13 protein-coding genes are annotated in these 15,600 nt (G+C 31.3%); 2 read left to right on the top strand and 11 right to left on the bottom strand.

Annotation, left to right across the window (positions count from 1 at the left end; translation table 11 throughout):
• Positions 1-175: 175 nt before the first annotated feature.
• The 10 genes from GQX97_RS00300 to GQX97_RS00255 all read right to left on the bottom strand — a co-directional run bounded on the left by GQX97_RS00300 (position 176) and on the right by GQX97_RS00255 (position 11,794).
• Positions 176-1,576, bottom strand: a complete 1,401-nt coding sequence (locus GQX97_RS00300) for a sodium:alanine symporter family protein (protein WP_157149976.1) — start codon at positions 1,574-1,576, stop codon at positions 176-178.
• A 137-nt stretch (positions 1,577-1,713) separates the two neighbouring features.
• Positions 1,714-2,889, bottom strand: coding sequence for a glycine/sarcosine/betaine reductase complex component C subunit alpha (gene grdD / locus GQX97_RS00295; RefSeq protein ID WP_157149975.1), 1,176 nt, complete (start codon positions 2,887-2,889; stop codon positions 1,714-1,716).
• A gap of 14 nt (positions 2,890-2,903) precedes the next feature.
• Positions 2,904-4,490 (bottom strand): glycine/sarcosine/betaine reductase complex component C subunit beta, encoded by a 1,587-nt coding sequence (gene grdC, locus GQX97_RS00290; protein WP_157149974.1) that lies wholly within the window; start codon positions 4,488-4,490, stop codon positions 2,904-2,906.
• Between the two features lie 136 nt (positions 4,491-4,626).
• Entirely contained in the window at positions 4,627-5,925 is a 1,299-nt protein-coding gene (gene grdB, locus GQX97_RS00285; protein WP_157149973.1) for a glycine reductase complex selenoprotein B, read from the bottom strand.
• A gap of 148 nt (positions 5,926-6,073) precedes the next feature.
• On the bottom strand, positions 6,074-6,541 hold the full coding sequence (gene grdA, locus GQX97_RS00280; RefSeq protein WP_157149972.1) for a glycine/sarcosine/betaine reductase complex selenoprotein A: 468 nt from the start codon (positions 6,539-6,541) through the stop codon (positions 6,074-6,076).
• A gap of 54 nt (positions 6,542-6,595) precedes the next feature.
• A complete protein-coding gene (locus GQX97_RS00275) occupies positions 6,596-7,882 on the bottom strand; it encodes a glycine/sarcosine/betaine reductase component B subunit (RefSeq protein ID WP_157149971.1) in 1,287 nt (428 codons plus the stop codon).
• Between the two features lie 258 nt (positions 7,883-8,140).
• Positions 8,141-9,097, bottom strand: a complete 957-nt coding sequence (locus tag GQX97_RS00270) for an NAD(P)/FAD-dependent oxidoreductase (protein ID WP_157149970.1) — start codon at positions 9,095-9,097, stop codon at positions 8,141-8,143.
• 23 nt (positions 9,098-9,120) lie between these two features.
• Positions 9,121-9,498, bottom strand: coding sequence for a GrdX family protein (locus tag GQX97_RS00265; RefSeq protein ID WP_157149969.1), 378 nt, complete (start codon positions 9,496-9,498; stop codon positions 9,121-9,123).
• Between the two features lie 234 nt (positions 9,499-9,732).
• Positions 9,733-11,016 (bottom strand): APC family permease, encoded by a 1,284-nt coding sequence (locus tag GQX97_RS00260; protein WP_157149968.1) that lies wholly within the window; start codon positions 11,014-11,016, stop codon positions 9,733-9,735.
• Between the two features lie 49 nt (positions 11,017-11,065).
• Positions 11,066-11,794 carry a gamma-glutamyl-gamma-aminobutyrate hydrolase family protein gene (locus GQX97_RS00255; protein ID WP_157149967.1) on the bottom strand — a complete coding sequence of 243 codons (729 nt, stop codon included), beginning with the start codon at positions 11,792-11,794 and terminating at the stop codon, positions 11,066-11,068.
• A gap of 127 nt (positions 11,795-11,921) precedes the next feature.
• Here GQX97_RS00255 and GQX97_RS00250 point away from each other — a divergent pair, with 127 nt between their 5' ends.
• Both GQX97_RS00250 and GQX97_RS00245 read left to right on the top strand, forming a co-directional pair.
• Entirely contained in the window at positions 11,922-13,154 is a 1,233-nt protein-coding gene (locus GQX97_RS00250; protein ID WP_157149966.1) for a M20 family metallopeptidase, read from the top strand.
• Between the two features lie 88 nt (positions 13,155-13,242).
• Positions 13,243-14,847 (top strand): peptide ABC transporter substrate-binding protein, encoded by a 1,605-nt coding sequence (locus GQX97_RS00245; protein ID WP_157149965.1) that lies wholly within the window; start codon positions 13,243-13,245, stop codon positions 14,845-14,847.
• A gap of 51 nt (positions 14,848-14,898) precedes the next feature.
• Here the strand turns inward: GQX97_RS00245 and GQX97_RS00240 are convergent, their stop codons facing one another.
• Positions 14,899-15,465 (bottom strand): hypothetical protein, encoded by a 567-nt coding sequence (locus tag GQX97_RS00240; protein WP_157149964.1) that lies wholly within the window; start codon positions 15,463-15,465, stop codon positions 14,899-14,901.
• Between the last annotated feature and the right edge of the window lie 135 nt (positions 15,466-15,600).

Below are 15,600 nucleotides of genomic sequence, written 5' to 3'. Positions count from 1 at the left end.
ATTTATAAATAAAATTAAAATAAAAAAATATTCTTAAATAAATATTAATTAAGAAAAATATATAAAAAAATAATTTTATTATTTATTACTATAAACAATAAGAATTCTTTAGAAGAAAAATGTCTGGAAGTAATACTTACCAGACATTTTTATTAATAATCAAAAATTATGTTTATTATTTTTTATTTAAATCATTATATTCTTTAAATAAAGCAGAAGCAACTCCGCCTAATGCTAAAAGCCCCAAAAGGTTTGGTATAACCATTAAACCATTGAAAGTATCAGCCAAAGACCATACTAAATCAACTTTTAAAGCTGAACCTAAAAGCACGAAACAAACAACTAAAACAGCATAAACTTTAGCAGCTTTTACACCAAATAAATATTTAATGTTTTGCTCTCCAAAGAAATACCAACCTACTATAGTAGTGAAAGCAAAGAAGAACAAACATACAGCAACAAATACTACACCAAAGAAACCAAATCCTAATCTAAATGCTTCTTGAGGTAAACCAACACCTTTTAATATTTCAGGTATAAGAGCAGCTGATTCTAATGGATATATTCTAGTTTGTAATATATCAGAAGTTAATATAACTAAAGCAGTTAAAGTAACAACTATAAATGTATCAAAGAATACACCTATCATAGCAACAACACCTTGTTCGCAAGGGTGTTTAACTTTAGCTAAAGCGTGTGCATGCGGAGTAGAACCCATACCAGCTTCGTTAGAGAATAAACCGCGAGCAACACCAAAACGCATAGCTTGTTGTATACCTATACCTAATCCGCCGCCTATAACAGCTTGAGGATTAAAAGCAGAAGTAAATATTAAAGCAATAGAACTAGGAAGGTTTTTAATATTCATTATTATAATAATTAAAGAACCTATTATATAAAATAAAGCCATAATAGGAACAATTTTTTCAGTAAATGAAGCTATTCTTCTTAAACCGCCAATAAATATGAAAGCAGCTATTATAGCACATACTATACCAACATATATAGGTTTAATAGAAGGGAAAGCATTAACAAAAGCACCAGATATAGAGTTTGACTGAACCATATTACCCATAAAACCTAAAGCTAATATAATGAATACAGCAAATAAAACAGCTAAAAATTTACCAAGAGCACCTTTATAAGCAGCAGTAATGTAGTAAGCAGGGCCACCTATAACATGACCATCTTCAGTAGTAGTTTTGTATTTTTGGCCTAAAGAAGCCTCAACAAATATAGTAGCCATACCAAAGAAAGCAGATACCCACATCCAAAATATTGCTCCTGGTCCTCCAGCAATCAAAGCAGTAGCAGCACCAGCTAAATTACCAGTACCAACTTGAGCAGCAATTGCAGTTGCTAAAGATTGGAAAGAACTCATACCATCTTTGTCAGCAGCTTTACCTTTTAAAGAAATACTTCCAAAGGTTCTGTCCCAGCCATCTTTGAACTTCACTATCTGCACAAATTTAAGTCTAAAAGTGAAATAAATTCCACTTCCGCATAGCATGATTATCAACAGATAATCCCACAAAATACTGTTTACCTTTGCTACTATGTTTGAAACAATATCCATAATAAACTCCTATGATTTAATATATTAATAAAAATAAAAAATGGAAACACTAGATATTATTATTATATCTAATGTTTCCATATTTTTAACTAGTAAAAAAGTTACTATAATTGTTCTTTGAAGCAGATAATCTTAAACTAAGATATAAATCCGCCTTTTCTCAAAATATTTTCAGCATTCTCTTTATTTTTATCACTAACTAATATGATAGGTCCAGTACAACCCATACCAGACTCAGCATATATACCATTTTCCATAACTAACTCTACAGCCGCATCCAAGTCCATAACCTCTACACCCGGAATCTGTGCAGTTACAACCTCTTTAGCAACAGCAGGTTTAGCCTTCTCACCGCCAGAAGAAGCATTAGCTTTAGGCTTTAAGCTTTCTAATATAGCATCAAAACCATATTTCTTAACTTCCTCTTCTTCTTTGTTCATAACATCTATTATATTACCGCTAACACACTGATAAGCATACTCAATAGCACCAGCAATAACATTAGAACCAGAAGCCCTAGATATAATAAATATCGGAGTTTTAAATCCAAATCCTATACCAGGACCATAACCATATCCAATAGCCTCATAACTTCCGCCGCTGTTGAAAGAAGAGAACATCTTTATAAGAATGTTTCCAGTAAGAGAATCACAAACAACAACATCAACAGCACCAGTAATAAGGTCATTACCTCTTAATACCGCACCGCCGTCAGCACGATTAGAAGCACCAAACTTAATGTTATAACCATTAGAAGCAAGCTCTTTTAAAGCCCTCTCAACTGTACGAGCAGAATCTATATTTAATATACCAACAGTAGGCTCTTTTATTCCGCAAGCCTTAGCTGTTATAATACCATAAATAGCATTTTTAAACATAGCCTGATCTCTAACAGTAGCAGAAGTACCAGTAGTAGTAGCAATATATGTTTCTTTACCATTAGCTTGAGAAATAACTCTGCCAACAGTAGATACACCAATAGGGAAAGGATAATGCATAGTAACACAAGCATCTAATTCCCCTTTAGCAAGCATCTCTTCCATTATCTTATGAGCTTTTTCATCGCAATCAGTTTCTATTGTTTGTAAACCAGTAGAGTTCTTTTCACCAATCAAAACAACTTCAACATTTTTGTTTCTGCTCATAGCTATAACACCGCCAAGAGATACAGCTTCAGCTCCATGCTCAGAACCTCTGTTTGTTATACCAACGCGTACCTTTTTACCAAATTGACCAGTTTCTAAAGCATTAGCAAGAGAGAGAAAAGTCTCCCCTATCATAGATTTTATAGCTGAATTAGAAGCATCACTCATAATATAATACCTCCTTACTCACCTAACATGCTCTTAGCAAAATCTCTCATAGCATTAGCAATAAGCTTATTAACTTCTTCTTTAGAAACACCTTCGCCAGTGCCTTTATCACCATTATTTTTTTCTATAATAACAGATATACCGTCAAATAGATTAGTCATTCTTCCTAAGAATAATGAACCTTTACCTATTAACATCACACGATTAATTTTACCAGACATAATATCTTCAATAGCAAAACCTAAATAAGGAACACCAGATGGAATATGTCCTTGAGTAGGAGCCCAACCAGACATACCATGCTTTTCAACAAACTCTGCTAATTGGCTTCTATCAATATCACCCTTCTTAACACCAATAGCAGCTATCATTTTGTAATTAGCCTCAGGTACATCGCCAGCACCAGCAGGTTTAGTAACATCAGGGTTTTGCATCTCAACAGTATATTTATCTATATCAGTAACTTTTAAGTTTGCTTTCTCTAAAGGATTAACTATCAATGAGTTCATAACAGCCTGAGGAGCAGAACCTGTAGCAACAGTGTGTTTTCCAAGTATATCAGTTCTAATAACAGGATGTACTCCATCGTTTTCACTAATTAATACAGCAAAAGCACCAAGTATATCTTCAATAATAGGAAGATTTTTAGTAACATGGCTTTTACCATTCATACCCAATTTAGCAGTAGCACCACCAGCAACTATTACAACATTTTTATAAGAACCAGCTTTTACTAATGAAGCAGCTGTTACTAAAGCATGTGAAGGAGCAGCACAGAATCCTCTAATATCAAAACCAGTAGCATTAGGTATACCAGCAATTTCAGCAACACTCTTAGCAAAGTTACCACCGCCTCTTTGGTTCATATCACCGCAAGCCTCTTCAGAACATTCTATTACTAAATCAATACTGCTAGGATCAATATTTTTCTTTCTAATAAGTTCTTTTAAAGCCATTATACCAGAAGCTTTAACTGCTAAGTTTTCAAAAATAACATGCGCACTCAAGTTAATATCTACATCATGAGCTCTTTTTACACAACCAACTAACTTCTCATTGAAATATAAACCTTCAGCATGTTCTTCTTTCATTAATCTTTCTATTTCATCAATTTTAGTTTCACATTTTACTTGAGCTAAATCTTTTTTAAGTTCTTCTTCTGTTTTGTATTTTGATTCTACTGCCACATAAGCATCTTTCATTTTTTTCTCAAACTCAGCTTCTAAATATACAAGTTCAAAAGTATCAGCTATTTTCATCATAAAGATAAACTCATCTTCAGCGAAAATCTCACCAAATTTACCAGTTCTCTCTCCCTTACAAGGCACTCCAATCCAGCTTCCGCCAGCTTTTTTTACTTCTTCAGAAACCTGAGAAGCAAGTTTTTTTAATTCTTCAGGATGAATATTACCAATATAAGTTTGATTAGGAGCATAATTTATAACATCTTCAAAAGGTCTAAGATGCTTTTTTATGCTTTTAAGATAATCAGAATTAGGATTAACTTCTCTTTCCACTGTTTGAGTAGTACCGTTATTGATAACCATATCAGGAGCATGTACTATAGCATAAGCAGCGGCTTTTAATACAGCAAAACTCATTTTTTAATCTCCTATAATTTTATTTTTTCATTTATAAAATAAGGGGATATACAACTATCATTTAAATATTTGTACTCCCCTTTATTTTATTATTTATATATAGTATATATAAATAATTTTAGTTTTCAATACCAAATTAATTTTCAAAAACTGTTTGAGAATCTACAGGAGTTGTTAAAGCTTTTAAAGCTTTTTCAACTAATGCACGTCTTAATTTTTTCTCATCCTCTTTAGATAAGTTTGGATTACCAAGTGGGTGAGGTATAGCAACAGCAGGAACTATTCTGTTAGCACCAACTGTTAAAGATATAGGAACAATAGTACAAATATGAACTACAGGTATTCCAGTAGCTTCTATTGCTTTAACCATCGTTGCACCGCAACGAGTACAAGTTCCTCAGGTTGATGTTAAAATAACAGCTTGAACTCCATCTTTAACTAAAGTTTGAGCAAATTCTGTAGCATAAGCTTTAGAGTTTTTAACTGAAGTACCATTACCAGTAGTAGTGTAATAGTAAGGATAAAGCTCTCCAATTTTTCCTTCTTTTTGTAAATCTTTTAATACGTCAACAGGTAATACTCTGTTAGGGTCTTGGTTAGCATAAGTAGGGTCATAACCGCCATGTGCTGTTTCGCCCATATCATCAATAGAATATCTGCCATATTTTGAAGCAGAAGAAGATTCTATATGGTCTGGGTTACCAGATGGTACTATACCGCCGCTTGTAACTAATGCTATTTTAGCTTTAGTAATGTCTTTAATAGCTTCACCAGGAGTTACTCTGTCGAAGTCTGGCATAGGATATTCTGTAGTAAATGCTTCACCTTTAATTTTTTTGATAAGCATATCAACAGCTCTCTCAGCACCATTTTTCTCTCTAAATAATGGAACACGTATTCCTCTAGGTATATAACCTTCAGCTTCTGGAGTTCCAATTTCTTCTTTCTTAAGAAGTTTAGAAGCTAATTTAGCTATAACAGGTAAAGCATTTCTCATACCAGCAGCAGAATCTTTAGTAGAAACGATATAAACATCTTTCTTAAACATATCTGCACCAGGGTTTTCAACATACATACCAGTAACAGCAGGTACTTTTAATTCATCTTGTACCATTTTAGCAACTGTACCGCAAGCAGTACCATAACGACCAGCATTAAAAGCAGGACCAGCAATAACTAAATCTGGGCTAAAGCTTTTAATCATATCTAAAACTTCTTTTTTAGCTTTATCTAGGTTTTCGTTAAAGTAAGAGTCACCGCAAATAACAGTACCAACTACTTCAGCATCAAGACCTAGTTTTTTAAGCTCACCTTGAAGTCCTGCACCAGGACCAACAACTCCATCTCTTTTCTCTGGAGCTATATCAGCTTTTTCTTCACCACCAATGTTAGCAAAGAACTGATTAATGTAATGTACAATTTTATATTGTGGCATTTAAGCCTCCTAATTTTTTTAATTTAAGGCAACCATATATATTATATATGGCTGCCGTATTTTTTAAAACCAAACTGGTTTTTATTTACAATGGATTTTTTTATTTTTTAGAGAATTTGTTTTTTATAAAAATTATAAGTTAGTTGTATTATTTGTTTTCTTCACGCATTCTTTTCATTTCTGCGATTATTTCGTCTACATTTAATGTCATCTCTGCCATACCAACTTGTTCATCATAAACGCCAGCATCTACTGCTTCTTTGAACTCTGGCTCTACAGCATGATAAGCATCTAAATGTAAAGCAACGTTTGCTAAAGCACCAGCATATGTAGGATCACCTAACATTACTGTTTCAGCAGCTAAACCTGTAGCTTCAGCTTCAGCAGCTCCAAATAATACTACTATATTCTCCTTACCAAATTTTTCTGCAAACTCTTTAATTCTCTTTTGATTCTCTAAATCCATCGCTCCTGCGGCTGTTCAAACAAAACACTCCGTAGCAGCAAACAAAACTTCTGCGTCGCTTACTGTTTCAACGCAAGCTTTGATAGCTTCTCCAGGAATGCCGTCTCTATCGCCAATGATAACAACTTTTTTACCATTTAAAATACTCATGGCTTTCCTCCTAAAAATTTTGTTTATATTCTAACAATTTAATACTAAAAAACATTATAGTCCTGTAGCACTAAATTTATTAAAACCTAATTCATTTGTAGCACCAGTTATAACCTGTATCTCTGCTTCAATAGAACCATCTGGTTTTAATGAACCATCAAATCCGCCTGCTATCTTATCTGTATAATCTAACATACCTATTACTTTATCCATTTTTGGTAAGTTAATAACTACATTAGCATTACCAGCTGTTACTGTAGCATTAGCTGATACATCTGAATCTGCTAAAGATTGTGAAGAACCATCTCTACCAGCATATTCATCTGTAATGATACAAGTTTTAATTCCGAATGCTTCTGCTTTTCTGCAGTTCATTATTAAGTCAGCATCTGGGTTACCAAATCCTTCTTCAGAGATGATTACTGCATCCAATCCGAAATATTTAGCTAATTTTGATGCCCAATCTGATGAACGCATCTTATCTGCTAAGAATACGTTTTCATTTGTTATTATAACACCCATAAAGTTAATATCTTTACCATGTTTATCATATAAAGCTTTAATTACAGGGTTATTTAAATGGTGATAAGTAGTGTTTTTATCGCAAGCTGATACACAGTTACCGCTTACTATAGCACCATCCATTACTTCTGTTGGATATATGAATGTTGGAACTATTTTCTTAGCATCAACACCATAAACATAAGTATCATGTAATAAGCCTTGTGTTTGAAGCATGTATACATAACCTACTTTTGGTAAATTAGGATACATTGCAGCTTGTTCAAATATAGGTTTAGTTTCATAAGTGAAAGTTTTGTCTGCTTTCAAATCTTTAGCTAATTGACCTAAATAAGTAGCAACTTTTAAACCTGCTCCTCTTACAGCTGCTTCATAATCATGTTTTTCTATAGGCTCTACTGGCTCTATAACTAAACATAAATTGTTAAGTTTAGAGAATGGTGTATAATCTGCACCAGGACCAGTCATGTCTATTATACCTTCTTGGAAACCTACTATCTTACCGCAAGTAATAACAGCAGCACCTTTTAGTATATTAGTTTTGCCTTCTCCTACAGTATCTACTTTTGATATCATACCTGGGAATATTCCGCCCTTGCCTTCAACTTTTACTCTAGGCTCTATAACATCTTTTACAGGTGTTATACGAACAGATTCTCCCGGACGAGCTACATCAATTTTTACACTTTTCAATTTGTCGTCTTCAAGTACCATCTTTGTAATCTCATCAACATTTACATAGAGTACTCCATTCTCGACTTTTGAAATTTTGTCAAGTTTTATATCTTTAATATAAATCTCGCCTAACTCTAACTTCATATAGTCTCCTTTATATATTTTTATTTTTATTTATAAATATAAGTTATAAGCAATAAAAAAGAGCAGGAGCATATAAAAAATATGCTACCACTCTTGAATTTCAATAAATGCAATTTAATCCCTGATAAATTTATCCCTAGCAAAATAAACAATGCAATAATACCGCTATAAATAGAATATTGATTCATTGCAACGCAAGAGATATTTTTTACTCAGCCTTTAAATTTCATCATCTATATTTTTCCTTTAATTAAATAATTAAGAATAATGTTCTTCTATATATTTGTTAGCAGAAATTCCAGCTATAGCACCATCTGCTGTAGCAGTAATAACTTGTTTAAGCATCTTAGGTCTTAAATCTCCGCAAGCAAATACACCCTCAACATTTGTTTTCATCTCTTCATCTGTAATGATGAAACCATCTTTCATATCCACTTTACCCTCAAATAATTTTGTCAAAGGAACATAACCAACAAATATAAATACACCAAATGTACCATCTTCTTCATCAGCTTTATATTCATAAGTTTCACCTGTTTCATTGTTTAAGAATATTGCAGATTCAACAATTCCTTCACCTTTAAGCTCTAAAAGTTCTGTTCTAAATTTTATCTCAATTTTAGGATTAGCTTTAGCTTTTTCTTCTATAGAGTTAGCACAGCGTACATAATCTTTTCTCACTATCAAAGTAACTTTTCTAGCGAATTTAGATAAGTACATAGCCTCTTCTACAGCAGTATCTCCACCACCTACGCAGAAAACTTCCATACCTTCAAAAAAGTTAGCATCACAAGTAGCACAATAAGAAACACCTTTACCAGTGTATTCTAATTCACCTTTACAACCTAATTTTCTAGGCTGAGCACCTGTAGCAATTATTACTGTTTTTGATGTATAAACTTCTCCATCAGCAGTTTTAACTTCTTTTACTTTACCGTCTAATTTAACATCAACTACTTCTTTATGCTCTATTTCAGCACCAAAAGACTTAGCCTGTTCTATCATTTTATTAATTAGATTTTTAGGATGTCTTGCTTCTTCATCTGGTTCATAAAAACCCGGATAATTAGCTATTTCATCAGTAATACTAATCTGTCCGCCAAAACTAGCCTTTTCAAAAAGAATTGTCTTTAATCTAGCTCTAGCAGCATAAACTCCAGCAGCCAAACCAGATGGTCCGCCACCTATTATAATACAATCATACAAATTACTCATACAAAATCTCCGTTATTTTAATACTACAAAATATTTTCTATTGCTCCAATAACTAATTTATAATCTATTAATTTAAAATCCTCATCTATTTCTTTTGTTAATTTCCTTCTAGGTTTATCCAAAAAGTTTTTTGTAAGCTCTATGGAATTTTCTATTAACTCTAATGAGTATAAATCCAATTCTGGACTTTTAGACAAAGCAACGCTTTTATATGGGGTCTCATAAGGTTTTATACTGCTCACTATAGGATGAGTTAATAGTTTGTAACCTAAATGTACATAGTCTCTTACTTTACAAAGAACTTCCATAAAATCCGAATTTGACATATAAATTATTTCTGCATTTTTACTCTTTACTTCTTCAAAAATCTTCGGATTATTTGTTATAACAACACAATTCATACTCTTATAATATATATTTTTTTATTTATTTGTCAATATATTATTACAAGAGTATTCTATTTTTTAAATAAAAAAATACAAAATTTTTTTTATTACTATTTATAATATTACATCTTGCAGTTATTTTCAAATTTAAATAAGCTATTATTGTGAAAATAAAGAACAACAATATTAAAAATACTTCCTGCTCCCTAGTAAATAAAACTACAAAACAAGAAGTATTTTATAAAATAATTATTTCTTTTTTGATAACTTCATTATAAAATAAACAACCGCTCCAATTACAAGACCGCCCAAACCAAATATGATCTTCTTTAAGTCTGATTGTGATAATAACCACAAGCTAACAACTATAGCAATTATAGGAATAACAGGACCAAGAGGAAGTACAAAACCTCTCTCCATATCCGGAGCTTTTTTCCTCATTACTGGAACTGCCAAACAAGTAGGAATATACTGAGCAAAACGTGATACTACACTAATAGCTGCTAATGTAGTAAAACTTCCTGTTAATGTTACTAAAGCTGTTAATATAACTGATATTATTACTGCTACATAAGGAACATCTTTAGAGTTTCTTTTTGAAATAAAGCTTGGAAGCTGATTTTCATCAGACATAGCAACACCTGCACGAGGAGTTAAGAATGAAGAAGCTACGTTAATACCTCCTATAGATATCAAAGTACCAGCTGTTACCATAGCTCCTGCCCATTTACCCAAGAACTTTTCTGCTGCAGTGGCAACTGGTGTGCTTGTTGTTGCTAGAGAAGCTCCTAATATACCTATACTATTTACCTGAATAAGTATATATATTATAGCTACCAACACCAAAACTATACATATAGCAAGAGGAACATTTTTCTTGGCATTATCCATATCTCCTGCAGCAACTCCTATAGATTCAAAACCAGTATAAGCATAAAATATAAGCAAAGCTGCACTTCCAAATGTACCTTTTAATACAACCTCACCATTTTCAGCTACAGGATTTACAAAGTTTTCACCCTTTATAAAGAAAATACCAACAGTAACAAATAATATTAAAGGTATTAATTTACCAGTTGTTACTATATTGTTCATTATTTTGGATATTTTAACTCCCATAATGTTCATTATACCAAGCAAAACGAGTATACTTATAGCAATAACTTTTTGTACAACAGGGTTTTGTGCTGGTGCCCAAACTGCTCCCAATGCTGTAGGAAATCCCATAGCCATAGCAGCCCAAGCAATTATACTTATAGCCCATTTCATTATACCAACTTCAAAACCAACAAACTCCCCAAAAGCATCTTTTGCATAAAGATAAGGTCCGCCATTGTTTTTATACATTCCGCCCATTTCGGCAAAACATAATGCTATAGAAATAACCAAAAAAGCATCAAATATGATTACTCCTATACTCATAACCCCAACTTCAGCATAAGCCTGATTTGGAAGCAAAAATATACCTGTTCCAACAATAGCATTGATACCAAGCAATATTATACTAAAGAGCCCTAACTTATTACCCGACATAAAAAACTCCTTAAAAAATATTTTAAAAAAATATAAGAGATTAAAAAAATTATCTCTTACAAACAGATATCAATTTTTTGAAAATATTTAAAGCGAAATCATAATGAGAATGCATCATTTCTGGGTGAAATTGCACACCAAGTACAAAATTGCCATTTTCTGTATATTCTACACTTTCAACCACTCCATCTGTAGAATAACTTGTAGCAATTAACCCTTTACCCAAATCTTTAATCGCTAAATGGTGAAAAGAATTGACCCTTAAACTCTCCCCTACTATTTCTCTGATAATACTACCCTCTTTAGTTGTGATATTATGTGTAGGTTCATAAGGTTTAGCAGATTGAGAATGTTTTATATAACAATCTTTTATGAAAGACAAATCTTGATATAAACTTCCACCAAAAGCAACATTGATAATTTGACAGCCTCTACATATACCTAGTATAGGTTTTTTCATTTCTAAGGCATATTTTACTATTTTTAATTCATGATTATCTCGTCTTGGAAATATTCTTCCTAGTTTTGAGCTAATCTCTTCTTTCCAATATATAGGATCAACATCATATCCGCCAGAGAGAACAACTCCATCAACATGAGAAATTTGTGTTTTTATATCTTCATCATTATCTATTATCGGCACTATAAAAGGCACACCTCCCGCCTTCGTAACAGAGAGCACATAATCATCATTTACATAAGCCCTTTCATAACCAGAAAAAACACCATCATTTTCATTAGCTAATATACTTCCGCTTATACCGATAACAGGCTTCATAAAACACTCCGTATAATAAATAAATTTGTATTTTAAAGTATAGTAAAAAATAAATAGTTTGTCAAAAAAACTATTATAGTTTATAATATAGAAATAAAATAAATTTTTAAAAGGTTTTTTTAGTTTTATGAAAAAAGAATCATGTGATATTTTAGATAATAAATTAAAAGAAAAAATAAAAGAAATAGAAAAAGAGATTATAGATATAAGAAGACATATACATTCATATCCTGAATTAGGTAATGAAGAATATAAAACAATGGAGTTTATATCAAATTATTTAACATTACATGAAATAAAACATAAAACAAAAATAGCAAATACTGGAATTGTAGCAGATATAGAAGGAGAAGATAAAAGCTTTACTATTGCATTTAGAGCAGATATAGATGCTTTACCTATAGAAGATTTAAAACGCTGCAGCTATGCTTCAAAAAATAAAGGAGTTTGTCATGCTTGCGGACATGATGTACATACTGCAATAAATATGGGTATAGCAAGAATATTCTCAAACAAAGATAAAAATTTTACTCCGCCATGCAATATAAGATTAATATTTCAGCCTGCAGAAGAATCAACAGGTGGAGCTTTAAATATGATAAAAGAAAATGCTTTGCATAATGTTAACATTACTTATGGGCTTCATGTGAATGTTAACACTGATGTAGGAAACATAGAAATAACTGATAGTGTATTTAATGCTAGCTGCTTAGATTTTAAAATAAAAATATACGGCAAAAAATCTCATGCTGCTAATCCTGCTGACGGAGTGGATGCTATAGTAGTATCTGCAAATATCATAAATGCAATACAAACTATAATAAGCAGAAACACATATGTTGGAGAAAATGCCGTTATAACTATTGGTACTATTAATGGCGGACAAGCTTCAAATGTGGTATGCGATTATGTGGAAATGAATGGTACTATTAGAGCATTAAAAGATACAACTATTAATAACATAATGAATAGAATAAAAAAGATAATAAAAAACATAGCTATATCAATGGAAGCAGATGCTGAGTTTATAGAAATAACTTATTTTCCAAGTTTAGTTAATTGGAAAGAGGCAGCAGATATTATAAGAGAAAATGCTGTAAATTTATTAGGCGAAAAAAACGTATTAAATAGAAAACCATCTTTAGGTGCTGAAGATTTTTCTTATTTTATATTAAATAAACCGGGAGCATTTTTTAATCTTGGAGCTAAAAACATTAAAAAAACAACAATGCCTAATGCTCATAGCAGTTTATTTGATGTAGATGAATCTTGCATGGCAATAGGACTTACATTGCAAATAATGAATATTTATAATACTTACCTTAAAAAAGATATGTTTCCAATGGGAATGAGTAGATAATATAAAAAAATAGTAAAAAAAATTATTGACAAGATTATATTATAAAATATAATCTTTCTAAAAAAAATCCATACTAAGGGTGGGTAATATGAAAAAATATATTATTATTCTTACCGCTTTATTCTTATCTTTTTTATCTTGTACAACTAAAAAAACTATTGACGAAAACACTATTTATGTAAATCTAGGAGCAGAACCAAAAACTATTGATCCTGCTTTAAATATTACATTGCAAGGTTCTACTTATGTAACTCATCTATTTGAATGCTTAACTACAAAATATAAAGACATAGCTATTCAGCCGGGAGCTGCAGAAAGTTGGGACATATCTGAAGATGGGCTTACATATATATTCCATTTAAGAACAAATGGCAAATGGTCTGACGGAAAACCTCTAACAGCACAGGACTTTGAATATTCTTGGAAGAGAGTTGTTGATCCAGATACGGCAAGCGAGCCTAGTTATTTATTTGAACCTATACTTAATTTTTCTAATGTTAATGCTGGATATATGCCTGTTGATGAGTTTGGTATAAAGGCTTTAGATGATTACACATTAGAAGTAAAATTAGAATATCCTACAGCTTATTTTTTGGAGCTTGTGAACCTTCCTGTATTTTCACCTGTGAGAAAAGATATGGTTGAAAAAAATCCTGATAACTGGACTAGGGATCCTAAAACTTGTATTGGTAATGGTGCTTTTATGTTAAAAGAGAGAAAGCCGGATGAAAGTATTACTGTTGTAAAAAATACTAATTATTGGGGAGCTGACACAATAGTTGCCGAAAGAATTAAATTTGTTCTTATGGATAATCCTAATTCTGCAGTTGCGGGTGTTAAAGAAGGCTCTCTTCATTTCTCTGATCAATTTCCATATCAAGATGTAGACACCTTAAAAGAAGAAGGTTTAATAGATATAGCTACAAGAATAGGAACTCAATATTATGCACTCAATACCACAAATGAAACTCTAAAAGACAAAAGAGTGAGGAAAGCATTATCACTTGCTATAGACAGAAACTACATAGTAGATAATATTATAAAATCTGGAAGACCTGCTGGTGCATTAGTGCCTTGGGGTGTTACAGATGTAAAAGGTTATTTTAGAGATAATGCTGGCGAATATATAAGCACAAACAAAGCAGATTATCAAAAAAATGTAGAAGAGGCTAAAAGGTTAATGGCAGAAGCAGGATATCCAAACGGTGAAGGTTTTCCTGTATTAGAGTTTTATCTTACATTTAGTAATGATATACCCATGTTTGAAGCTGTGCAGAATATGTGGAAAGAAAATCTTGGTATAGATGTTAAACTTACACAAATGGAGTTTGCACCGTTTATTCATGCATTTAGAACAGAGAGAAACTATACTATGGCAGCTGCAAGCTGGACTGGAAGCTACAATGACCCTACTACGTTTTTAGGAATGTTTGTTAGCTATTCATATAAGAACCACTCTCTATTTACAAATAAGGCTTTTGATGAGGCAATTAGTATAGCGTCAAAAACTACTGACCAAAATATTAGAATGAGAGAGTTACATAAAGCAGAAAAAATACTTATAGAAGATGAGGCTGTTATTATACCTATAGCATATTTTGAACCTGCTGTATTAAAAAGCCCTAAATTAAAAGATGTGTTCTATATACCTTTTGCTCAATATAAATTCTCTTATTCATATTTAGAAGAATAAATATATAAATAATTTGTAATGATGCTGATTTTTTATTGGCGTCATTACAAATTAATAATAATCTCTATAATACTTTCTATAATCATCTTCAATAATTTTCTCTTCATCTTCTTTATAATAGTTATCATAGAAAAAATTAAACATACTATTAACAAATCTATTACTCATATCCAAATCACCTATATGTATATATAATGGATTATCAGATATTTTATTAAACCTTTTTAAATGATAAAGTCTTGGATTTTTTAAATATATAAAAAGATAACTTCCAATTATATCTAAATCTTTAATATCAGACCAAAATACATATAAATATTTTTTAACTATTAAATTATTATAATATATTCCATTATTATCTAATATAAAACTAGGATTTTTAAGAAACACACTTCTAATTAAAATAAGAGATAATAATAAAACCCCAAATATAAGAAATAACAAAACAAATATTACAGCAATTCTCATATCTCTATCTTCTTCTATAAATAAAATGCTAGTGAGAAGTATACTCACTATAAGCCCTATCATCATAACTGAAAAATATCTTATATTGTTTATATAAACTTTAATAGAAAAATTATTATTATTAAAAGTTAATTCATCATTTCTCTTCATGATAAAAACCCCATCTATTGAATATTATAAATCATTATAAAAAAAATATATATATATAAAACTCTTTAATATATGTTGACAAACAATAAATCTATAGTATATAATATTGCACTAAAATACATATAATTCTTTGAG

Source organism: Brachyspira sp. SAP_772 (genome assembly GCF_009755885.1).
Taxonomy (GTDB): domain Bacteria; phylum Spirochaetota; class Brachyspiria; order Brachyspirales; family Brachyspiraceae; genus Brachyspira.
This window is presented reverse-complemented; position numbering and strand designations above follow the sequence as displayed.